The 20,978-nt window shown below is 73.5% G+C and carries 20 protein-coding genes and 1 pseudogene; 8 read left to right on the top strand and 13 right to left on the bottom strand.

The window, feature by feature from the left end; genetic code table 11:
• The first annotated feature begins 267 nt into the window (after positions 1 to 267).
• On the top strand, positions 268 to 702 hold the full coding sequence (locus BZZ08_RS23740; protein WP_104634278.1) for a protease inhibitor: 435 nt from the start codon (positions 268 to 270) through the stop codon (positions 700 to 702).
• Between the two features lie 162 nt (positions 703 to 864).
• Here the strand turns inward: BZZ08_RS23740 and BZZ08_RS23735 are convergent, their stop codons facing one another.
• The 9 genes from BZZ08_RS23735 to BZZ08_RS23695 form a co-directional block, all read right to left on the bottom strand.
• A complete protein-coding gene (locus BZZ08_RS23735) occupies positions 865 to 1,113 on the bottom strand; it encodes a CDGSH iron-sulfur domain-containing protein (protein ID WP_198601656.1) in 249 nt (82 codons plus the stop codon).
• Entirely contained in the window at positions 1,094 to 1,738 is a 645-nt protein-coding gene (locus BZZ08_RS23730) for a HemK2/MTQ2 family protein methyltransferase (protein ID WP_198601655.1), read from the bottom strand. The genes BZZ08_RS23735 and BZZ08_RS23730 overlap by 20 nt, the downstream gene beginning before the upstream one ends.
• 30 nt (positions 1,739 to 1,768) lie before the next feature.
• The gene (locus tag BZZ08_RS23725; RefSeq protein ID WP_104634276.1) at positions 1,769 to 2,800 is read right to left on the bottom strand and encodes an iron-containing redox enzyme family protein; all 1,032 of its coding nucleotides are present in this window, start codon (positions 2,798 to 2,800) and stop codon (positions 1,769 to 1,771) included.
• 56 nt (positions 2,801 to 2,856) lie between these two features.
• Complete coding sequence (locus BZZ08_RS23720) at positions 2,857 to 3,036, bottom strand: hypothetical protein (RefSeq protein WP_104634275.1); 180 nt, start codon at positions 3,034 to 3,036, stop codon at positions 2,857 to 2,859.
• A gap of 47 nt (positions 3,037 to 3,083) precedes the next feature.
• Positions 3,084 to 4,094 (bottom strand): Ppx/GppA phosphatase family protein, encoded by a 1,011-nt coding sequence (locus BZZ08_RS23715; protein ID WP_104634274.1) that lies wholly within the window; start codon positions 4,092 to 4,094, stop codon positions 3,084 to 3,086.
• A gap of 30 nt (positions 4,095 to 4,124) precedes the next feature.
• Positions 4,125 to 6,947, bottom strand: coding sequence for an NHLP bacteriocin export ABC transporter permease/ATPase subunit (locus BZZ08_RS23710; protein ID WP_104634273.1), 2,823 nt, complete (start codon positions 6,945 to 6,947; stop codon positions 4,125 to 4,127).
• Position 6,948: 1 nt separating this feature from the next.
• Positions 6,949 to 9,171 (bottom strand): NHLP family bacteriocin export ABC transporter peptidase/permease/ATPase subunit, encoded by a 2,223-nt coding sequence (locus BZZ08_RS23705; protein ID WP_104634272.1) that lies wholly within the window; start codon positions 9,169 to 9,171, stop codon positions 6,949 to 6,951.
• Positions 9,168 to 9,974, bottom strand: a complete 807-nt coding sequence (locus BZZ08_RS23700) for an HlyD family efflux transporter periplasmic adaptor subunit (protein WP_198601654.1) — start codon at positions 9,972 to 9,974, stop codon at positions 9,168 to 9,170. Before BZZ08_RS23700 ends, BZZ08_RS23705 begins: the two co-directional genes overlap by 4 nt.
• Positions 9,975 to 10,076: 102 nt before the next feature.
• The gene (locus tag BZZ08_RS23695) at positions 10,077 to 10,292 is read right to left on the bottom strand and encodes a hypothetical protein (RefSeq protein WP_003978108.1); all 216 of its coding nucleotides are present in this window, start codon (positions 10,290 to 10,292) and stop codon (positions 10,077 to 10,079) included.
• Between the two features lie 581 nt (positions 10,293 to 10,873).
• On the opposite strand from BZZ08_RS23695, the gene BZZ08_RS23690 reads away from it, so the two are divergent.
• The 5 genes from BZZ08_RS23690 to rfbB all read left to right on the top strand — a co-directional run bounded on the left by BZZ08_RS23690 (position 10,874) and on the right by rfbB (position 16,842).
• Positions 10,874 to 12,160: a S1 family peptidase gene (locus BZZ08_RS23690; RefSeq protein ID WP_104634271.1), complete on the top strand. Its 1,287-nt coding sequence runs from the start codon at positions 10,874 to 10,876 to the stop codon at positions 12,158 to 12,160.
• Positions 12,161 to 12,432: 272 nt separating this feature from the next.
• Positions 12,433 to 14,919, top strand: coding sequence for a SpoIIE family protein phosphatase (locus BZZ08_RS23685; protein ID WP_104634270.1), 2,487 nt, complete (start codon positions 12,433 to 12,435; stop codon positions 14,917 to 14,919).
• A 93-nt stretch (positions 14,920 to 15,012) separates the two neighbouring features.
• Positions 15,013 to 15,432 (top strand): CBS domain-containing protein, encoded by a 420-nt coding sequence (locus BZZ08_RS23680; RefSeq protein WP_104634269.1) that lies wholly within the window; start codon positions 15,013 to 15,015, stop codon positions 15,430 to 15,432.
• A 100-nt stretch (positions 15,433 to 15,532) separates the two neighbouring features.
• Positions 15,533 to 15,712, top strand: coding sequence for a hypothetical protein (locus BZZ08_RS23675; protein WP_104634268.1), 180 nt, complete (start codon positions 15,533 to 15,535; stop codon positions 15,710 to 15,712).
• Between the two features lie 155 nt (positions 15,713 to 15,867).
• Positions 15,868 to 16,842 carry a dTDP-glucose 4,6-dehydratase gene (gene rfbB / locus BZZ08_RS23670; RefSeq protein WP_104634267.1) on the top strand — a complete coding sequence of 325 codons (975 nt, stop codon included), beginning with the start codon at positions 15,868 to 15,870 and terminating at the stop codon, positions 16,840 to 16,842.
• A 28-nt stretch (positions 16,843 to 16,870) separates the two neighbouring features.
• Here rfbB and BZZ08_RS23665 read toward each other — a convergent pair whose 3' ends face one another.
• A complete protein-coding gene (locus BZZ08_RS23665) occupies positions 16,871 to 17,455 on the bottom strand; it encodes a hydrolase (protein ID WP_104634266.1) in 585 nt (194 codons plus the stop codon).
• A gap of 150 nt (positions 17,456 to 17,605) precedes the next feature.
• Here BZZ08_RS23665 and BZZ08_RS23660 point away from each other — a divergent pair, with 150 nt between their 5' ends.
• A complete protein-coding gene (locus tag BZZ08_RS23660; RefSeq protein ID WP_104634265.1) occupies positions 17,606 to 18,106 on the top strand; it encodes a metallophosphoesterase family protein in 501 nt (166 codons plus the stop codon).
• A 239-nt stretch (positions 18,107 to 18,345) separates the two neighbouring features.
• Here the strand turns inward: BZZ08_RS23660 and BZZ08_RS23655 are convergent, their stop codons facing one another.
• The gene (locus BZZ08_RS23655; RefSeq protein ID WP_104634264.1) at positions 18,346 to 19,599 is read right to left on the bottom strand and encodes a YncE family protein; all 1,254 of its coding nucleotides are present in this window, start codon (positions 19,597 to 19,599) and stop codon (positions 18,346 to 18,348) included.
• Between the two features lie 191 nt (positions 19,600 to 19,790).
• Here BZZ08_RS23655 and BZZ08_RS23650 point away from each other — a divergent pair, with 191 nt between their 5' ends.
• Positions 19,791 to 20,453, top strand: a complete 663-nt coding sequence (locus tag BZZ08_RS23650) for a TetR/AcrR family transcriptional regulator (RefSeq protein ID WP_104634263.1) — start codon at positions 19,791 to 19,793, stop codon at positions 20,451 to 20,453.
• Here BZZ08_RS23650 and BZZ08_RS23645 read toward each other — a convergent pair whose 3' ends face one another.
• Both BZZ08_RS23645 and BZZ08_RS39625 read right to left on the bottom strand, forming a co-directional pair.
• Positions 20,454 to 20,813 (bottom strand): hypothetical protein, encoded by a 360-nt coding sequence (locus tag BZZ08_RS23645; RefSeq protein ID WP_198601653.1) that lies wholly within the window; start codon positions 20,811 to 20,813, stop codon positions 20,454 to 20,456.
• A pseudogene (locus BZZ08_RS39625) lies at positions 20,810 to 20,978 on the bottom strand (cytochrome ubiquinol oxidase subunit I); the annotation flags it as partial. The gene BZZ08_RS23645 and the pseudogene BZZ08_RS39625, both read right to left, overlap by 4 nt.

The following is a 20,978-nucleotide window of genomic DNA, read 5'->3' as shown; positions in this document are numbered from 1 at the left end:
AGGGGTGTTTCAGGCCTATCGGCGAAGGTGTGGATCACGCCATCCGGCCAGTTCCGGTCTCAACATTCGATCAAGAAACGCCCAGTTGCGGACTTGGAACGTTCAAATTCCGTGACTTCACGCCACTGATTCAATACGCAAGGTTACCGAAACCCATGGGGTCGAGATGAGTTTCGGCGCCGGACTCGGCAGACTCGCGCTCGCCGTTCCGGCACCGACCGAGCCGGGCCGGCACCACCCTCGAAAACGAGCGGAAGGATGCACACAATGCGGAACACCGCGCGCTGGGCAGCGACTCTGGGCCTGACGGCCACCGCCGTCTGCGGGCCCCTCGCCGGGGCCTCTCTCGCCTCCCCGGCCACCGCCCCCGCGTCGCTCTACGCCCCCTCGGCCCTGGTGCTGACCATGGGGCACGGAGAGAGCGCTGCCACCGCCGCACCCCTGCGGGCGGTCACCCTGACCTGCGCCCCGACGGCCTCCGGCACCCACCCCGCGGCCGACGCCGCCTGCGCCGAACTGCGCGCCGCGCACGGCGACCCGGGCGCCCTGGCCGCCGAGGACACGGTGATGTGCACCCGGGAGTACGCCCCCGTGGTCGTCACCGTCGACGGGGTCTGGCAGGGCCGGCGCCTCTCCTACGAACGCACCTTCGCCAACGAGTGCGTGAAGAACGCGGGCAGCGCGAGCGTCTTCACGTTCTGAGGGACCGGGACCGCCGGGAACGTGCGGCGTGACCGGCGGCTCGCCACTGGGGAGTGCGAGCCGCCGCCGTACGGAGCCCGCGGGCCCGCACCGGGGGCGGCGGACGGAGTGGGGCCGTCCGCCGCCCTCCCGGACCCGGGACCGACTACCGGGAGCCGGGGATCAGTCCTTCGCGGCCGGCCCGTCACCGGACCCGGACGAGCGGGCGCGGTGGCTGGTGTCGCACCACGGATAGCGCCGACTGCGCCGGCACGTGCACAGCGCCACCCGGAAGCGGTCGGAGGACACCGTCGTCCCGTCCTCCAGCTCCACCTCCACCGGCCCCTCCACCAGCAGCGGCCCGCGGCGCTGGACCTTGATCCGGCGCGGGGCGTCCGGCGGGCGCGGGGCGTCAGACGGGGAGTTCGGCACGGACGACCACCAGCTCCTCCTCGTAGTCGGCCAGGGACAGCAGTCCGCGCTGCCGCAGCCAGCGCTCCCGGCCGCGCAGCACGGGACCGAACGCGATCCGCCGCCGCCGGACCACCGCGGCCTTCAGGCCCGCCTCGCGCAGCAGCGCCTCGGTCCTCGCGGGGTCGCTGAGCGCCGACTGCACGAGCAGCAGCACACCGCCCGGGCGCAGCAGCCGGGGCACCTGGAGGCAGATCCGGTCCAGGACCATGCGACCGTCGTGCCCCGCGTCCCAGGCCCGCGCGGCACCACGCGGCCGGCGGCCGGAGGCGGGCGCCGGCACATACGGCGGATTGGCCAGCACCAGATCGAAGGTCTCACCGCGTACGGGCGTGAAGAGGTTGCCGTGCCGGACGCGGACCGGCAGCCCGGCCCGGGCCGCGTTGAGCCGCGCGGCGCACACCGCGCGCCACGACACGTCCACCGCGGTCACCCGGCCGCCCCGCCGTGCCGCCGCCAGGGCCAGGGCGCCCGAGCCGGTTCCCACGTCGAGCACGGCCGCGCCCGGCGGGAGCGACTCGTCCGACAGCGCCCCGGCCAGCAGGGCGGTGTCCTCCTGAGGGGCGTAGACGCCCGGTAGCACCATGAAATTCACGGATCCCACGTACCCCGGTCGTCACGGAATATGAGAAATTTCCCCGTGGACACGGCGACCGGCGGGCAGCGGCGTACGCAGGGAGGACCGTCCCGCACGCCAGTCGGCGAGCAGCCGGTCGCCCAGGCGCTCTTCGAGGTAGCCGGTGGCGTCGATGCCGAACACGACGTCCGCCGCGAGCCGCGGCTCCTGCTCCAGCAGGCCGTCGATCACCTCGTGCCGCACGATCTGCTCGTGCACCGCGTCGGCCTCGACGTGCTCGTCGTAGAAGTACTCGGCGGCCGGACCCGCACCGGTGCGGCGCATCGCCTCGGCGAGCCGCCGGGAACCGGGCGACGAGGTGATCTCCACCGCCGCGAAGTGCCCCACCAGCGCGCCGCGCAGCGACCGGTGCAGGCCGAACAGGGACATCATGTTCACCGTGGCCAGGCACTCGGCCGAGGCCGCGTCGAGATGGGCCCCGTACGTCGTGTCCAGGTCCAGATCCGTCATCAGGTCGGCGAACAGGCGGGCGTGCACCCGGTCGGCGCGGCCGCCGCCGTACTCGTCGAACTCCACCGCCGCCATCGCCGCCTTCGCCCGGCCCCACAGCCGCGGCAGCACCCAGGCGTGCGGATCGGCCTCCTTCAGGTGGTACAGCGAGCGCTGGGCCGCGTACTCACGCAGCTGCCACAACTCGCCCTCGTCCCGCAGGAAGTGGCTGACCCCCTCGCCGTGAACGGGCTCGACGAGCAGCGCCCCGACCGCGTCCGCGACGCTGTCGTGGACCGGGGTGTCGGCCCTGAGGGCGGACAGGAAGCGCCGCTCCAGCCCGGCCCGCACGCCCAGCAGGGCGGGGTCCCACTCCAGGTCGGGGCGGACCCCGGCGAAGCCCCGGTAGTGCAGCTCGTAGCACTGGTACAGGGCGAGCTGGAGGTCGTCGCCGTACACGGGCGCGGCGGCGACGGCCTCGGGGGAGGGCAGTGGGCCCGTACCGAGCAGATGTGCGCCGACGGCCTCGGAGACCGGTCCCCGGGCCGTCGGCAGCTGTGGTCCTTCGCGGTCGTACTCCATGCGCGGCGAGTACCCGGACAGCGCCCCGGCACCCCCGGCCGCCCCGGAGCGTTACGTCACTCGCCCTCGACGTCCTTCTGGGCACCGGTGTTCGGCGACGTGGCGTCCCCCGCCTCGCCCCGGTGCCCGCCCTCGCCGGACTCCGCGTCGCGGGGCCTGGCCTCCTCGATCTCGCGCAGCACCTCCTCGATGGCGGTCTCGGGCTGCTTGTGGTCGTGCTCGCCGTCCTGGGACACGATGTGCTCCTTCTCGCTTCTCGTCGTACGGCTCTTGCCTCGGTCGTTCAGTTGGACGTGGACGCCAGGCGCAGGGGCACCGGCGCCGGGGGAGCGGCCTCCTCGCTGCGGCGGACGACCTCGGCCCACCAGGACGGGCCGTCCTCGATGTGGCGCAGCAGGACGCCCTCCCGGATCGCCCAGGGGCAGAGCGTCACCGACTCGAGGCCGATCAGCTTCATCGCGGTGTGCCCCACCATGGCTCCGGCCAGGCTCTGGGCCGCGCGCGGTGCCGAGATGCCCGGCAGCCGGGCCCGCTCGGCGGCGGACAGGGCGGCCAGCCGGCCCACCGCGTCCCCCAGGTCCGAGCAGCGCATCCGCCGCTCCATGAAGGGCCCGTGCCGGCCCGGCGGGGCCCCGCACAGCCGCCCGAGCTGCTGGAAGGTCCGCGAGGTGGCCACGGCGGTCCGCGGCCCCTCCCAGCGGATCCGCGCGGCGACGTCCCGCAGCTGGTGGCGGACCCCCCGGCGCAACGCCTTGACCTGGTCCCGCGACGCCGGGTCCTGGCCGCCCGCCAGGAACTCGTGGGTGAGCCGGGCCGCGCCCAGCGGCAGCGAGGCCACGAAGCCGGGCAGCCGGCCACGCCCGAACGCGACCTCCAGCGAACCGCCGCCGATGTCCAGCAGGGCCAGCGGCCCGACCCGCCAGCCCATCCAGCGCCGGGCCCCGAGGAAGGTCAGCTCCGCCTCCACCTCGCCCGGCAGGGTGCACAGCGGCACGCCGGTGCGGGCGTGCACGGTGCGCAGCACCTCACACCGGTTCGGCGCGGCGCGCACCACGGCGGTCGCGAAGGCCAGCGGTCCCGCCGCGCCCCAGCGGTCCGCGGTCCTGCCGGCGTCCGCGACCGCCTCGACGAGCCGCTCCACGGCCTCCTCCGGGACCGGGCCGCCCGGCCTGACCTGCTCCGACAGCCGCAGCCGCCACTTCGCGGTGTGCACCGGCAGCGGGACGCCGCCCTCGGCGTCCGCCACCATGAGCCGGACCGTGTTCGACCCCACATCCACCACGCTGATCCGCATGAGGGCAACAGGTACCCATCTGAGCGCCGATCAGGCCAGTTGTCGCCGCACCAGCTCGTGCAGCCGGCCGCCGGTGTCCGCCAGCAACTGGGCGGGTGGGCCCTGCTGGGCGACCCTGCCGTCCTCCATCACGATCACGCGGTCGGCGTCCAGCACCGTGGACAGGCGGTGCGCGATCACGATCCGGGTGGCGTTGAGCGCCTTGGTGGACTCGATCACCGTGCGCTGCGTCTCGTTGTCCAGGGCGCTGGTGGCCTCGTCGAAGAAGAGGATGCGCGGCCGGCGGATCAGCGCCTGAGCGATCATCAGCCGCTGCCGCTGGCCCCCGGAGACCGCGCCGCTGCCCGACACGATGGTGTGCAGACCCATCGGCATCCGCCGGATGTCCTCCGCCAGCCCCGCCATCTCGGCCGCCGCCATCGCCTCCTCGGGCGTGTACGGCTCGGTGCCGCAGATGACGTCCAGGATCGAGCCGGTGAACGGCTGCGCGTGCTGGAGCACCACCCCGCACTGCCTGCGCACCGCCGACTGGTCCAGCGCGGCCAGGTCCTGGCCGTCGTACAGGACGCTGCCCGACAGTGGCCGGTCGAAGCCGATCAGCAGCCTCAGCAGCGTCGACTTGCCGCAGCCGCTGGGGCCGACGACCGCCACGAACTCGCCGGGACGCACCTCGAAGGACACGTCGTCCAGGACCAGCGGCCCGTCGTCGGTGTACCGGAAGGACAGCCGGCGCGCCTCGATCGCCCCCGACAGCGGCCCCGGCCGGGTGCTCGCCGTCCGCACCTCGGGCGTCGCGTCCAGCACCGGCCGGATCTCCTCGAACAGCGGCAGCGCCGCCACCCCCGACACGAACGCGCCGGTCAGCTGGGTGACCGAGGTCAGCAGCATCGTCACCGAGGCGTTGAAGGTGAGGAACTCGGCCGCCGACATCGAACCCCGCGCCGGACCGGCGAGCAGCATGAACATCAGCAGCGTGCACAGCGGCAGGTACACCGCGCCCAGCACCGCGTTCAGGTTCTTGATCCGCCCCGCCCGCTGCTGCAGCTCCCGGCTGTGGGCGAACCGCTCCGCCCACGCCGCGTAGGCGTAGTTCTCGGCCGCCGCCACCCGCAGCTTGGGCAGCCCGCGCAGCGTCTGGAACGCCTGGTTGTTCAGCTTGTTGGTCAGCTTGACCAGCCGGCGCTGCCAGCGCACCTGCCACAGTCCCAGGCCCAGGAAGACCCCGCCGACGACCACCAGCATGCCGATCGCGGCCAGGGCCATCGGCACGCTGAACCAGAGCAGCAGGCCGAGGTTCACCGCCCCGACGGTCACCGACTGGGCCACCGTCGGACCGACCCCCGCCAGCAGCCGGCGGATCGCGCTGATGCCCATGGCCGCGCTCGCCAGCTCGCCGGTGGAACGCTCGGTGAAGAACTTCGTCGGCAGCCGCAGCAGCCGGTCCCACACGGCGGGCTGGAGCGTCGCCTCGATCCGGCCCTCCAGCCGCAGGATGGTCAAGTTCTGCAACAGCATGAAGGCCGCCGCGACGACACTGCTCAGCATCACCGCGAGACACACCTGCACGATCAGCCCGGTCTGCGCCTTCGGCACGAACTCGCCGAGCACCCGGCCCGTCGCGATCGGCACCAGCGCGCCGAGCGCCACCGTCACCAGACCGGCGAGCAGCAGACCGGTCAGATCCCCGCGGGTGCCCCCCAGACAGAACCGCAGCAGCCGCAGCGGACTCGGCCGCCGCTCGGGCAGCGGCCGGTAGAACATCACCGCGCGCGGCTCGAACTCCCCGGCGTTCGCCTTCTCCACCGGCGTCTCACGACCGGTCGCCGGATGCACGGCCACATAGCCACCGCGCCGCCACAGCAGCGCCACCGGCGCCCCCGACAGGGTGCGGTGCCCGACCAGCGGGCCCACGTCGTCCCGCCACCAGCGGTCCTCCAGCCGCACCGACCTGGTCCGCACCCGCGAGGCGAGCGCGATGCGCTCCACCGGGTCGAGCCGGTCGCTCTCGGCGCCGCCCAGGACCGGTTCGGCGAGCGGGATCCCGGCGGCGCGGGCGACCAGTTCGCAGGCCGCGTACGTGGCGTCGGCGTCGGCGGCCGTGCCGCGCTGCGCCCGGCGCTTGCCGATGGAGGCCAGCAGCGTCCGGTCGGCCTGCTCGCGCACCGCCTCACCGGCCTTGATACCGGCCGCGGTACGCGTCTCGTGGGTGCGCTCCAGCTGCTCGATCCAGCGGTCCAGGGTGGTCAGCAGCCGGTACTGCTGGTCGACCATGCTCTGCCACAGCGCCGGGTCCATCAGCAGGTCGGCGGCCGCCTCCTCGCCGTACACCGCCCCGTACTGCACGCTGCCCGGCGGCACCTGCATCCAGAACACGTCGTCGTCGGCGGGCGCGCCGGCCCGCTCGGCGGCCATCGGTGCCTGGAAGAGGACGGTCAGACCGCGGCCCACGCCGAGGGCGAGGCCGTACTCCAGCGGGCTCGTCGTCGGCGGCACGTACTGGGGGTTGCCGTACGCGTCGTACGACCATGTCTGGGTGCTCGCCGGCTGGTACAGCTCGCGCAGTGCGATGCGGTGCACCACGCAGTCCCGCAGCGGACGCGCCACCAGGGTGTGCTGCGGTCCGGCGACCGGTCCGAGCAGCACCGAGCCCGTCTCCAGGCGCCCCAGATGGTGCCAGTGGCCCTGTTCCCCGGCGTCCACCGCGAACAGGTCCACCGCGCCGGACACGACCAGCCACAGCACCTGCGGCCCCCCCAGGTCGAGCCGGTTGAACCCGGCGCAGTCGACCCGCGTGCCCAGCGAGCCGAGCGCCCCCAGGACCAGGTCGCCCTGTCCCTCGTGCACGGTCGTCATCTCATCGCTCCCTGACCAGGGCCGCGTACGCGCCACCGCGCGCCACCAGCTCCTCGTGCCGCCCGCGCTCCACCACCGCGCCGTGCTCCAGGACGACGATCTCGTCGCTGTCCCGCACGGTGCTGAGCCGGTGCGCGATCACCACGCAGGCGCAGCCGCGCCGGCGCAGGTTGTCCATGACCACCAGCTCGGTCTCCGCGTCCAGCGCGCTGGTCACCTCGTCCAGGACGAGGATGCTGGGGCGGCGCACCAGGGCCCGCGCGATCTCCAGGCGCTGGCGCTGCCCGCCGGAGAAGTTGCGGCCGTCCTGCTCGACCGGGCTGTGGACGCCGCCGGGCCTGCGCATCACCACGTCGTACAGCGCGGCGTCCTTCAGCGCGTCCACCACGGCGTCGTCGGGGATCGACGGGTCCCACAGCGCCACGTTGTCGCGCACCGAGCCCTCGAACAGGAACACGTCCTGGTCGACGAAGGAGACGGAGGACGCCAGCGCCCCGCGCGGGATGTCGTCGAGCCGCTGCCCGTCGACGCGGATCACGCCGTCCCAGGGCGCGTACAGGCCCGAGATCAGCCGCGACACCGTCGACTTGCCGCTGCCCGACCCGCCGACCAGGGCCACCTGCTGTCCGGGACCGACGGTCAGGTCGAAGCCGGAGAGCAGCGGCTTGTCGAGCGGGTTGTAGCCGAAGGAGATGTTCTGCAGCTCGACGTGGCCGTGCAGCCGACGGGTGGAGTCGCCGCCGCCGGGGCGGTCGTAGAGCGGGTCCGCCCGGAAGTTCTCCACGTCCTTCAGCCGGGCCACGTCGGCCGCGAAGTCCTGGATACGGCCCGCGACGCCGTTCAGCCGGGTCAGCGGGGCCGTGAAGCGGACCACCAGCGCCTGGAAAGCGACCAGCAGACCGACCGAGATGTGGCCCTCCACCGCCCGCATGCCGCCGATCCACAGGATCAGGGCGCTGTTGAGCGTCGCCAGCGTCGGCGCGACCACGCCCAGCCAGGCACTCGGCACCCCGAGCCGCTGCTGCTCCTCCAGCGTGGTGGCGTGCTGGCCGGCCCACTTGCGGAAGTAGCCGTCCTCGCCGCCGGTCGCCTTCATCGTCTCGATCAGCTGGAGACCGGTGTACGCGGTGTTGGTCAGCCGCGCCGTGTCCGCCCGCAGCTTGGCCGTACGGGTCGCGCGCAGCCGGATGACGACCCGCATCGCGAGGATGTTGAGCAGCGCCACGCCGATGCCGACGAAGGTGAGCTGCGGGTCGTACGTGTACAGCAGCACGGCGTACAGGACGACCACGATCGCGTCCACGCCCGCCGCGGCGAGGTCGCGGGCCAGCGTCTCGGCGACGGCGTCGTTGGACTGCAGGCGCTGCACCAGGTCGGCGGGGCTGCGCTGGGAGAAGAAGGTGACCGGCAGCCGCAGCAGGTGCCGCAGGAAGCGGGCACTGGAGAGGGTGGAGGAGATGATGCGGCCGTGCAGCAGGTTGGCCTGCTGGAGCCAGGTCAGCACCACCGTGAGCAGCACACAGGCCCCCATCGACGCGAACAGCACGCCGAGCAGCGAGGTCTGCCCCCCGATCAGGAACATGTCGATGTAGGTGCGGCTGAGCGCGGGCACCGCCGCGCCGACCGCCACCAGGAGCAGGCTCGCCAGCACGGCGGCGGGCAGGGTCCCGGCGGTGCCCCGCAGCCGGGCCGGCATCGCGCCGAGCACACCGGGCTTGCGGCCGCCCCGGGTGAAGTCCTCGCCGGGCTCCATGGTCAGCACGACCCCGGTGAAGCTGCCGTCGAAGTCCTCCAGGGACACGAAACGGCGGCCCTTGCCCGGGTCGTTGATGAACACCCCGCGCCGCCCGAACCGGCGGCCCATGCCGTCGTAGACGACGTAGTGGTTGAACTCCCAGAAGAGGATGGCCGGTGCCGTCACCTCGGCGAGGGCGGCCAGGTCCATCTGCATGCCCTTGGCGGTGAACCCGTAACTGCGCGCCGCCTTCAGCAGATTGCTCGCGCGGGACCCGTCGCGGGAGACGCCGCAGGCGATCCGCAGCTCCTCCAGCGGGACATGGCGGCCGTAGTGCCCCAGCACCATCGCGAGGGAGGCCGCGCCGCACTCCACGGCCTCCATCTGGAGCACGGTGGGCGTGCGGACGGTCTTCGCGCGGCTCTTCGGCACGCTGCGCCTCGGCGGGGCGGCGCGGCGTCTGCCCCGGGTCTCCTGTGCGGTGCTCACGGCAGCAGCCAATCGACGGGACGCTGGTCGGCCAGCCGGATCGAGCCCGAGGCCAGGGTCATGGAGGTCAGCTCGAACGGCGGCCCGTCCGCCGAGGACCACTCGTAGCCGCTCTTCGTGGACTTCGAGGGCGCCAGCCGCACCGTCACGGCCACCGGCCTGCCGTCCTCGGTGAACTGCTCGCCGAGCTGGCTGTCCCCGAGGAACGAGGTGATCGTCTGCGCCGACTGGGCCGAGCGGTCGACGGCCTTCACCTCGCCGTGCAGGACGCCGAACTGCTGCGTCGGCACCGACTGGACGGTCAGGTCGACGGAGGCGTGCGCGGGGATGGCGGCGGCCTTCTCGGCGGGGACGTAGACGGTGGCGTAGAGGGGGTCGTCGGCGTGGGCGACCTTCTCGACCGAGGCGACGTTCGCGCCGGTACTGATGATCTGCCCGACGGTGGCCGCGAGCGCGCTGACCCGGCCGGCGTCGACCGAGCGGACCACCGTCTCCCCCTTGGCGGTGCGGACCTTCAGCACCGGGGCGTCGGCGGCCAGCCGCTGCCCCGGGCGCGCCAGGACCGCGGTGACCTGCCCCGAGACGGGACTTTGCAGCAGGTAACTGCCCTGTCCGTGGGTGAGGATGGCGGGGGCGGCGACCGTGGAGGTCACCGAGCCGCCCACCGCCCAGACGGACGCGGCGGCCATCGCGACCACGGTCACGGACAGCACCAGCCAGCCCTGGGGACGGGCGAAACGCACCGGGAGATCGAGCTCCTCCGGTGACTGGAGTTTGGTGAGGGCCTGTTGGCGGAACTGCACGGCTGACGTATCCCGGGCTTGATGAGAACGGCCGAAGTAGGGGAACGGCCGAAAAGTCCCGGAGCCTGGGTGGCTCCGGGACTCAGCGACACAAGGGTGCGATCAGAGACCGGCGACCAGGCCCGTGACCGGGGCCGTGTTCAGGCCGGTGACACCCTCGACCGTGCCGACGGCCGTGTTGAGCAGGCCGGAGACCGGGGCGATGCCGTCCACCAGGCCGGTGACGGTGCCGACGGCGTTCACGTTCAGGCCGCCGGAGACGTTGTCGAGGTCGGCGTCGGAGATCTCGACGGTCTCAACCTGGGGGGTGGAGTTCATGATGGAACTTCCCTTCGTATAGCTATTTCACAAGGGGGGAGCGGCCCCCTCTGGGGACAGATGACGGCCGCGACCGCGGGCGCCGGGCGCCCGTTTCCCGAGCCCTCCGCGGCCCCCGCGGTGCGATGGATCAAAGCACGCGGCCGGTCCGGGCTTCCAATCAATCACCGCTCTCACCAGCGCACTTGCGACGCCCGGGCACCCAAGCGTGCAGGAGCGCGCACGCCTTCGCGGCGACTTCTTCACACGGTGCGCGACATCGGCTCGTGCGATCCCTTGCCCCCGGGGAGGAGATTGGGGCACTCCGGGCCCTAAGGCGTACGGGCCGCCGCCGGCTTGTGCAGATGCGCCAACGAGAGTGACCGGGTTGGGCATTCGATGTGCAGATTCGCTGAAGCAGTCATTCCGCTCCGTGATCGGAACAGCGCGTCGCCGGGTGGATGCGGAGGGTGTCGATCCGGGGGATGAGGGGGCCCGGCTGAACGCCCCGGTCGGCCCTTGCGTACCAACAGCCGTCCAGGCGCCCCCAACAGCTGCCCTGACCGGCGGGCACAGGCCCCGGTCACAGGAGGTCGAGTAGGTTGAGTCACAAGCGAATCCCGAAGCGCAAGGCCGCGATGGCGGCGGGCGGTGTGGTGGCGCTCGGCGCGGCCGCGATCCTGCTGCCGAACGCCAACGCCTCGCAGGACGGCGGCTCCTCGGACGGCGCCGCGGCCGCGCCCAGGACGCTCAAGGCGGCGGACGCGTCGGATCTCGCCGCGCGGCTCGCCGGGCTGCTCGGCGACACCTTCGCGGGCTCCTACTACGACTCCGGCGCGCGGCAGCTCGTCGTCAACGTCGTCCCCGGCGACAACGACCAGGTCGTCGTGCAGGCCGAGAAGGCGGGCGCGGAGGTCCGCGAGGTCGACAACACCATGGGCGAGCTGCGGAGCGGCGCGCGGACCCTGAAGTCCGAGGCGAGCATCCCGGGCACCTCGTGGGCGATCGACCCGCGCACCAACAAGATCCTGGTGACCGCCGACAGCACGGTCACCGGCGACCGGTGGGACCGGCTGGAGTCCACCGTCGAGGGCCTCGGCTCCGGCATGGCGACGGTCAGGAAGTCCGCCGGCACCTTCAAGACCTTCGCCTCGGGCGGCGACGCCATCTTCGGCGGCGGCGCGCGCTGCTCACTGGGCTTCAACGTCACCGCGGGCGACGGCTCGCCCGCCTTCCTGACGGCCGGTCACTGCGGGGTGGCGGCCGACCAGTGGTCCGACGCCCAGGACGCCGCGCCGGTGGCCACCGTCGACCAGGCGGTCTTCCCCGGCGAGGGCGACTTCGCGCTCGTCACGTACGACGACCCGGCGACCGAGGCGCCGAGCGAGGTCGACCTCGGCGACCAGACCCTGCCGATCAGCGGGGCCGCCGAGGCGACGGTCGGCCAGGAGGTCCTGCGCATGGGCAGCACGACCGGACTGGCCGACGGCCAGGTCCTCGGCCTGGACGCCACCGTCAACTACCCGGAGGGCACCGTCACGGGCCTCATACAGACCGACGTCTGCGCCGAGCCGGGCGACAGCGGCGGCTCCCTGTTCACCCGGGACGGCCTCGCGATCGGCCTGACCTCCGGGGGCAGCGGTGACTGCACGGTCGGCGGCGAGACCTTCTTCCAGCCGGTCACCACGGCCCTGGAGGCGGTCGGCGCCACCCTCGGGGACGCCGGTGCCGGTGCCGGAGGCGCGGGCGACGACGGTGACGCGAGCGGTGCGGGTGCGGGCGACGCGGCCGACGGCGGTGCGGGTGCCGGAGACGCCGACGGCGGTGCGGGTGACGCGGGTGACGGTGCGGCCGTCGGCGGCGGGGACGCCTCGGGGCTGACGGGTTGATGGGCTGATGGGCTGACGGGCTGACGCCCTGTTCTCCCGCCGCGCCGGACCGCCGCCCGACCTCCGACGGGGCCGGGCGGCGGTCCCGTTGTCCGGTGGGCGCGCCGCCCGAGGCAGCCGGTCATGTCCCTCGCGCGGTGACGCGTGTCCGCCGCGCCCCCCCTGCCCACCGCCGGGTCTCCCTCCGCACCCGCCCGGAGGCGCGAAGCCTCTGTCCGCGAGCCCCCGATGTGCGCCTGATCGCCGGTACCCGATCCGTAGGGGCTGCGCAGATGTCCCACAAGCGCTGTAATGGCGACGTGGTCAGAGAGGGCGCACCGGAACGCGGACCGAGGACGCTGCGTGCCGAGGGCGCCCTGAAGGCGATCGCGGCCGGTCCGCAGCCGGAGCAGCGGCTGCGCGGCGTCCTCGAACAGGCGCTGGTCTTCGCGGGCGCCTCCCTCGCCGCGCTCTACACGCCAGGCGACGACCGCGAGCTGCTCTGCCTGGTCGAGTCGGCCGGAGCGCCGCGCACCCTGTACGGCGTACGCGACAGCTATCCCGCGGCGGGCGGCTCTCCGGTCGCCGACGCCCACCGCGCCGGCGAGGCGGTGTGGATCGGGCCGGAGGAGTTCGCCGGATCGGCGGAGTCGCGGCACGTGCCGTCGAGCGGCTTCTCGCTGGCCGTCCTGCCTGTGCGCGGGGACGGCGGCGGCTGCCTCCTCGCCCTGACCGAGCACCCGGACGGGTTCGACGCCGACGGCCGTGCCTGCCTGGAGACGATCGCCGAGGCGATCACCTGCCCCGTCCCGCCCGGGCCCGCCGAGACCGCCGAGGCCGGTGAGCTCCGGCCGAACGCCTTCACCCTGGCCATGGACACCGGCCGGGCGGAGGTCGGTGACGACATCCTGCGCCTGTTCGGCCTCGCCCCCGAGGAGTTCGACGGCAAGGTCGAGACGCTGCTCGGCCTCACTGTGCCGGAGGACCTGCCGTCGCTGATGTCGGTGACCGAGTCCGACCACATGACCATCGGCGAGCGCGAGCTGGAGTTCCGGGTGTTGCAGCCCACCGGCCCGCCGAAGTGGCTGCGGCTCAGCGGGCGCCTGCTGCCCGGCGGCGACGGCAGGCCGACCCTCCTGGTCGGCACCGTCGCCGACGCCTCCACGCTGCGCCCGGACGTGACCGACGTCGCCCGCGTCCAGCGGCTCGCCGCCGCGCTCGCCACCGCCGGGACCGTCCGCGACGTCAGCCAGGCCGTCGTCGCCGCCCTGCGCAGACCGCTCAGGGCCGACCGCATCGCGCTGGCCGAGCTGGAGAACGACCGGCTCGTCGTCACCGTCCTCGACCCGCCCGACCCCGAGTCCTGGCCCGAGCTGTGGCGCCTGGAGTGGCGCACCGAGTGGCCGGACGCCCCGGTACGGGCCATGCCCACCCTCGCCGCCGCGCTGCGTGAGGGACGCGCCCGGATCTGGCCCGCCGGCACCGGCGACCTGGAGCCCGCCCTCGCCGACGTCGGTCCCGGCGGCCTGGCCGTGCTGCCGCTGCCCGCGGGCGGCCGGATGGCCGGCGCCTGCCTGATCGGCTGGGACACCCCGCACGACTTCGGCCCCGACGAGCGCGCCCTGCTCACCGCCTCCGCGGGCCTCGCCGGGCAGGCGCTGATGCGCGCCCACGCCTTCGACGCCGAACACGAACTGGTCGGCATGCTCCAGCGCCAGCTGCTGCCGCGCCGGCTGCCGAAGCTGCCCGGCGCGGTCGCCGTCGCCCGCTACCTGCCCAGCACGGCGGGCCTGGAGCTGGGCGGCGACTGGTACGACGTGATCCCGCTGCCCGACCACCACGTGGCCCTCGTCATCGGCGACGTCCAGGGCCACAGCGCGGGCGCGGCCACCCTCATGGGCCAGATGCGCACCGCGCTGCGCGCCTACGCCGTCGAGGGCCACCCGCCGGACGTGGTGGTCTCCCACGCCAACCGGCTGCTGACCGGCATGGAGACCGACCTCTTCGCCACCTGCGTCTACGTCGACCTGGACATGGAGGAGGGCTCCGCCTGGTGCGTGCGGGCCGGGCACCTGCCGCCGGTGCTGCGCCATCCCGACGGCTCCACGGAGATCGCGGAGGTGGAGGGCGGTCCGCCGCTCGGCGTGGTGACGCAGGCCGACTTCCCGATGAGCCCGTTGCGGCTGCGGCCCGGCACGCTGATCGCCCTCACCACGGACGGCCTCGTGGAGACGCCGGAGTCCGACATCGACGAGGGCATGGACCGGTTCGCACACGCCCTGGCCGTCTCCGCCCCCGCCCACCTGGGACTCGTCGCCGACGCCCTGCTCGGCAACGCCCGCCGCAACGACGACGTCGCCCTGCTGCTGGTGCGCTACGACGGCATGGCCCTGCGCCCGCTGCGGGAGAGCTGGTCGGTGTGGCGGCTGCCCGAGGCCGTGCGGCACGCCCGCCGCTTCGCCCGGCGCACCCTGCGCTCCTGGGAGGTACCGGACGGCGACATCGACGGCGTCCTGCTGATCGTCTCCGAGCTGGTCACCAACGCGCTGGTGCACACCGACGGCCAGGTGCGGCTCGACCTCACCCTGATCGGCGGCCGGCTGCGCGTCGCGGTCGCCGACGCCTCGCCGCGCACACCCGTCAAGCCGACCAGCATCGGCTGGGAGGCCACGGGCGGCCGCGGCATCCTCCTCGTCGAGGCGATGTCGGCGTCCTGGGGGACGCTGCCGGTCAGCGGGGGCAAGCAGGTGTGGAGCGAGGTCCCGGTGGACGTCGGCTGAGCGTCCCCGGCCGGTTCGGCCGCCGCACCGCCGGGTACCCGCCCGGCCGCGTGACGAGCGAGCGAAGAAGCCGGACAGAGGGAGGCCCACCCCATGACCCAGTACGTCCGCGACGTCATGACCGGCGATCCGGTGACCGTCGAGCCGCTGACCTCCGTCGCGGCCGTGGCCCGCATCATGCGCGACCGGGACCTCGGCGCCGTCCTGGTCACGGAGGGCGACCGGCTGCGCGGCCTGGTCACCGACCGCGACCTGGTGGTCCGGTCGATCGCCGAGGGCGGCGACCCGGAGCAGACCACCGTGGCCGGCGCGTGCAGCGACGACATGGTCACCGTACGGCTCGACGACGAGCTGGACCACGCCGTCCGGCTGATGCGCGAGCACGCCGTACGCCGTGTCCCGGTCGTCGACGACGGCCGTCCGGTCGGCATCGTCTCCCTGGGCGACCTGGCCATGGAGCGCGATCCGGAGTCGGCACTGGGCGACATCAGTGTGGCCCGGCCCAACCCCTAGGCGCCGCGCGAGACATGTGCCCCGTGTTTTGCGGCGTCCCGCGCGGGGACCCGGAGGGGCGAGCGCACCAGACGCGGAACCAGAAGGAAGATGATGCCCCGTGATGACGGAGACCGGCGGCAAGACCTCCGCCCGTCGGCTGGAGACAGGCTGGTCGAAGGCCCGCCGCCTGCGGAGCAGGGGCGGGATGCGCACCTGGGTGCCGGCCGTCGAGGACGGCCGCGCCACCCGCGCACCGCAACCGGGCCAGGAGTCGAACATCGTCCGGGGCGAGGACTGAACGCGCCCCGAGGGTGGTGACCCCGCCCAGCGCGCCGGCCTCCGGGCCGGCGCGGTGCGCGTTCCGGGCCGGCCGCGGACCACGGCGGGCACGCCGGTAGCGTCACCGACGCCCCGCACCGCCCGCCCCGACCCCAGCAAGGCACGGAACCGCTCATGCACATCCTGGTCACCGGCGCCGCCGGATTCATCGGCTCCCGGTACGTCCGGTCGCTCCTCGCCTCCGACGAGCCGGGGGCACCCCGGATCACCGTCCTGGACGCCCTCACCTACGCCGGAACCACCGCCAACCTCGAACTCGGCCACCCCCGGCTGGAGTTCGTGCACGGCGACATCCGGGACGCGCCGCTGGTGGACAAGCTGACGGCCGAGGCGGACCAGGTGGTGCACTTCGCCGCCGAGTCGCACGTGGACCGCTCGATCCACGCCGCGTCCGACTTCGTCCTCACCAACGTCGTCGGCACCCAGACCCTGCTGGACGCCGCCCTGCGTCACGGCGTGGCGCCCTTCGTGCACGTCTCCACCGACGAGGTCTACGGCTCCGTCGACTCCGGCTCGGCCACCGAGGAGCACCCCCTGCGGCCGAGTTCCCCGTACTCCGCCTCGAAGGCGTCCGGCGACCTGCTGGCCCTCTCGTACCACCGCACCCACGGCCTCGACGTACGGGTGACGCGGTGCTCCAACAACTACGGCCCGCACCAGTTCCCCGAGAAGCTCGTGCCGCTGTTCGTCACCCACCTCCTGGACGGCCGCCGGGTCCCGCTCTACGGCGACGGACGCAACGTCCGCGACTGGCTGCACGTCGACGACCACTGCCGGGGCGTCGACCTGGTGCGCACCGGGGGCCGGGCCGGCGAGGTCTACAACCTCGGCGGCGGCACCGAGTTGACCAATCGCGACCTCACCGGTCTGCTCCTGGACGCCTGCGGCGCGGGAGCGGACCGGGTCGTGCGGGTCGAGGACCGCAAGGGCCACGACCTGCGCTACTCGCTCGACTGGAGCAAGGCCCGCGAGGAGCTGGGCTACCGGCCCCGCCGCGACTTCGCGTCCGGGCTGGCCGAGACCGTCGCCTGGTACCGGGACAACCGGGCCTGGTGGGAGCCGCTCAAGCGGCGCACCGACGCGGGGTGAGCGACGCGGGGTGAGCGACGCGGGCCCGTCAGCCGTGCGTCTTGGCCAGCAGTTCCAGGATCTCCCGCGTCGTGCCCGTCTCGCCCAGGCGCGGGAAGATCCGCTCGACGCTGCCCCGGTGCGCCTCGGCGCTCATGTCGCTCATCGCGTCGGTGGCGAGCGTGACGTGGTAGCCGTGTTCGTGGGCGGCGCGGGCGGTGGACTCCACACCGATGCTGGTGGCGATGCCGCAGAGCACGATCTGGGTGACGCCGCGGCGGCGCAGCTGGACGTCGAGGCCGGTGCCGTGGAAGGCGCCCCAGTTGCGCTTGGTGACGGTGATGTCGCCGGGGTGCCCGGCCAGCTCGTCGACGACGACGTCCCAGCCCTCGGGCCGCGGGCCCGCCGCACCGCCGGCCTCCGTACGGCCCGGAACGGCGTCCGCCCCGTCGGCGGCGAAGGAGACCCGGACCAGCACCACGGGCAGGTCGCGGGCGCGGAAGGCCTCGGCCAGTTCGACGCTCCGGGCAACGACCTCGGCGCCGGTGTACGGCTCGGTGGGCGCGGCGACGATGCCGGCCTGGAGGTCGATCACCACGAGCGCGGTGCGGGGGTCGAGGGCGGTGACGGTCATGGGGTGGTGCCTTTCGGATGGTTCTGTGGCGGTGCGGAGACCGCCGCTGCCCGGCCCGGCCCGACCGGCGCCTGGCACCACCGTAAATTCGACAGGTAAGACTGTCCAGCTGAGACTGCACAGTTTTACCTGTCGATTAAGCTGGAGGACGTGCGTTTGCTGATCACGTCCGACACCCACCTGCCCAGGCGCGCCAAGGAGCTGCCGGCGCCGCTGCTGGCGCAGCTCCCGCGCGCGGACGTCGTCCTGCACGCGGGGGACTGGGTCGACACGGCCACCCTCGATCTGCTGGAGAGCCGCAGCCGCCGACTCGTCGGCGTCCACGGCAACAACGACGGACCCGAGCTGCGCGCCCGGCTGCCCGAGGTGGCGTACGCCGACCTCGGCGGCCTGCGCTTCGGCGTCGTCCACGAGACGGGGGCGGCGCAGGGGCGGGAGGCCCGCTGCACCGCCCGCTTCCCCGACCTCGACGTCCTCGTCTTCGGGCACAGCCACATCCCCTGGGACACCACCGCGGCCACCGGTCTGCGACTGCTCAACCCGGGATCACCGACGGACCGGCGCCGTCAGCCGTATTGCACCTACATGACCGCCACGGTCGCCGACGGCCGCCTGGAGGAGGTCGAGCTGCACCGGCTGCCGCCACGGTGAGCAGGGGCCGGCAGCGAGACGGGCGGCACCCGTGGGGGTGCCGCCCGGTGCGGACCGGGCCGCTCCGTGTCGCGGGAAGCGGCCCGGGCGCTTCTTCTGGAGTGCGCTGTCACGGACCTCCTTCCGGGGCTGTGGTGTCGAGGACATGCATGCCTCATCCGTTGCCGGGCGACTACCCACGACGGGCGGGCTCACACATGCGTGCGAGGGTGTTCCGCCGGCCCGGACCGCGTGGTGCCTCAGCCGGCCGACGGCCCCGTCCAGTCCGCCGCCACATGGCCGATCCGGACCCGCTGCGGGTGGTCGCCGACGGGGACGGAGACCGATTTCCCGCCGGTGGCGAAGTCGATCGCCGTGACCTGGTCGGCGCCGCTCTCGGAGACCACGCAGTACCGGCCGTCGCCGCTGACCGTGGCCCAGTACGGCTTGGCGGCGGGCACCAGCGGGCCCTCCCGCAGCGTGTCGCGGTCGACGACCGTCGCGTAGTCGTCCATCGTGCCCGCGACGCAGATCTTGGCGCCGTCCGGACTCATCGAGAGGCCGTGGTGGCGCGAGTCGTTGACCCAGGTGGTGCGGTCCTCGCTCGTGGCCGGGTTCTTCGGCAGGGTCTTCGTCCGGGTGATCCGGTCGGTGGCGACGTCGTACTCGAAGAAGCCGTTGAAGAACGAGACCTGGAAGTACAGCTTGGACTCGTCGGGCGAGAAGACGGCGGGCCGCACCGCGTCCGAGTAGTCGCCGAGGCCGATGGCGTCGAGCCGCTCGCGCATGTCGATGACCTTGACCTGCTTGTACGTCTTCGCGTCCACGACCGTGATGCGCCGGTCGCCCTTCGTCCAGTCGAGCCAGGGGGCGTCGAGCGCGGTGTTCACCTCGCCGATGGACATGTTCCAGATGTACCTGCCGTCGCGGCTGAAGATGTTCTCGTGGGGCTTGTCGCCCGTGCCGAACGAGCCGACCTGCTCGCCCGTCTCGATGTCCAGGACGTGCACGGTGTTGGAGGTCGACGCCGAGACGGCGACCCGGGTGCCGTCGGGGGAGACCGCCATGTGGTCGGAGCGGTAACCCGAGACGGGGAAGCGCCAGTTGATGTCGCCGGTGGCGAGGTCGACGGAGACCACGTCGGCGAAGCTCGGCCGGGAGACGACCACCGAGGTGCCGTCCGGCGTCGAGTACATGTCGTCGACGAGCTGGTCGTGTCCCTCGCCGACGCCGTTGCGGATGGCCTGGAAGTAGATCCACTTGATCGGGTCGGCGTTGATCTCCGCCATCCGCTCCGCCCTGTCCGGGACGACGTTGATACGGCCGATCCCGGCGAAGTCGCCGGTGGACCGGATGACGTCCGCGGTGCCGTCCCAGTTGTTCCCGACGAACATCACCTCGCGCAGGCCGGCGCGGGCGTCCGGGGCGGCCGAGGCCGTGGCGGCGGGGGCGGCGACGGTCAGGGCGAGTGCGGCGGCGACGGCGCCGAGGTGCCTGGTCGTGAAGGCGGGCATGGTGCTCTCCTCCGGAAGGGGGGCGTGGTGTGGGGGCGATGGAGCGCTGGAGCGATGGAGCGCGCAATCTGAACACAGCCGCTTTCAGAGTGAACTTACTGCAAAGTAAGGAATGGGTGCCCTTCTCCACAAGGCCGCGGACACGACAAACTCAGCCGTACGGCCGGGAGTCGACACGAGGGGGGCAGCGGGTGGCGGGCAGGCTCAGGGCGCCGACGGGCCGCTACGGCGGCAAGTCGGCCGCGCAGCGCCAGGCCGAGCGCCGCCGGCGCTTCCTCGACGCCGCCCTCCAGCTGTTCGGCGACACCCCCGGTTACCGGGCCACGACCGTCGCGGCCCTCAGCGACGCCGCCGGCCTGTCCACCCGCCAGTTCTACGAGGAGTTCCGCACCCTGGAGGACGTGCTCGCCGCACTCCACCTCCAGGTCAACGCCTGGGCCGAGGACGCCGTCCGCACCGCGGCCGAGGCCACCCGCGACCTGCCGCTCCCCGAGCGCGCCGCCGCGATCTTCCGCGCCTACGCCGCCGACGTCACCGCCGATCCGCGCCGCGTCCGCATCACCTTCGTGGAGATCATCGGCGTCAGCCCGCGCCTGGAGGAGCAACGGCTGGCCCGCCGCGCCCGCTGGGTCGACCTCATCTGCGCCGAGGCCCGGTCGGCCGCCCGGCGCGGGGAGGCGGCGCCCCGCGACTACCGGCTCGCCGCCACCGCGTTCATCGGTGGCGTCAACGGCCTGCTGCACGACTACAGCGCCGGCTGGGTGGACGCCACCCTCGACGAAGTCGTCGACGAACTGGTCCGCCAGCTCCTGTCCCTGCTGCGCCCACCCGGCTGGAGCCCGACGGCGCGCTGACTACCCCTGCCCCAGGAGGAGGACGAGGGCACCCGCGCACCCGAGCACCGCGCCCGCCCCCAGCAGGAATCCGGCCAGCAGCCGGCGCCGCAGCGCGCGGTACCGCTCCTCGTACTCCCCGCGCAGCCGCCCCGCACGCTCGGCCGTGCGCTGCCAGGAACTCCGGGCGAGCGCGAGGTACTCGGCCTCGAATCGTTCCTCCACCTCGCGGCGCCGGTCGTCGCCCAGCCACTCGAAGGGCGCCGTGAAGCGTGCGGCGGCCGTGCGCCCCTCGGCACGGGTGGCGGCGACGAGCAGATGGCCCTCGATCTCGCTGATGAGCACCCGGGCGGCCGGGGGACGGCCCTCCCCACCGGTCACCGGAGGGTCAGCTCCCGCTCGTCGCCTGCCGCGGGGGAGTGGTGCAGGTCGAAGGCCGGAGACTCGCTGCGGATGCGCGGCAGCGTGCGGAAGTTGTGCCGCGGCGGCGGGCAGGAGGTCGCCCACTCCAGCGAACGGCCGTAGCCCCACGGGTCGTCCACCTCG

Source organism: Streptomyces sp. MH60 (genome assembly GCF_002939385.1).
GTDB lineage: Bacteria > Actinomycetota > Actinomycetes > Streptomycetales > Streptomycetaceae > Streptomyces.
This window is presented reverse-complemented; position numbering and strand designations above follow the sequence as displayed.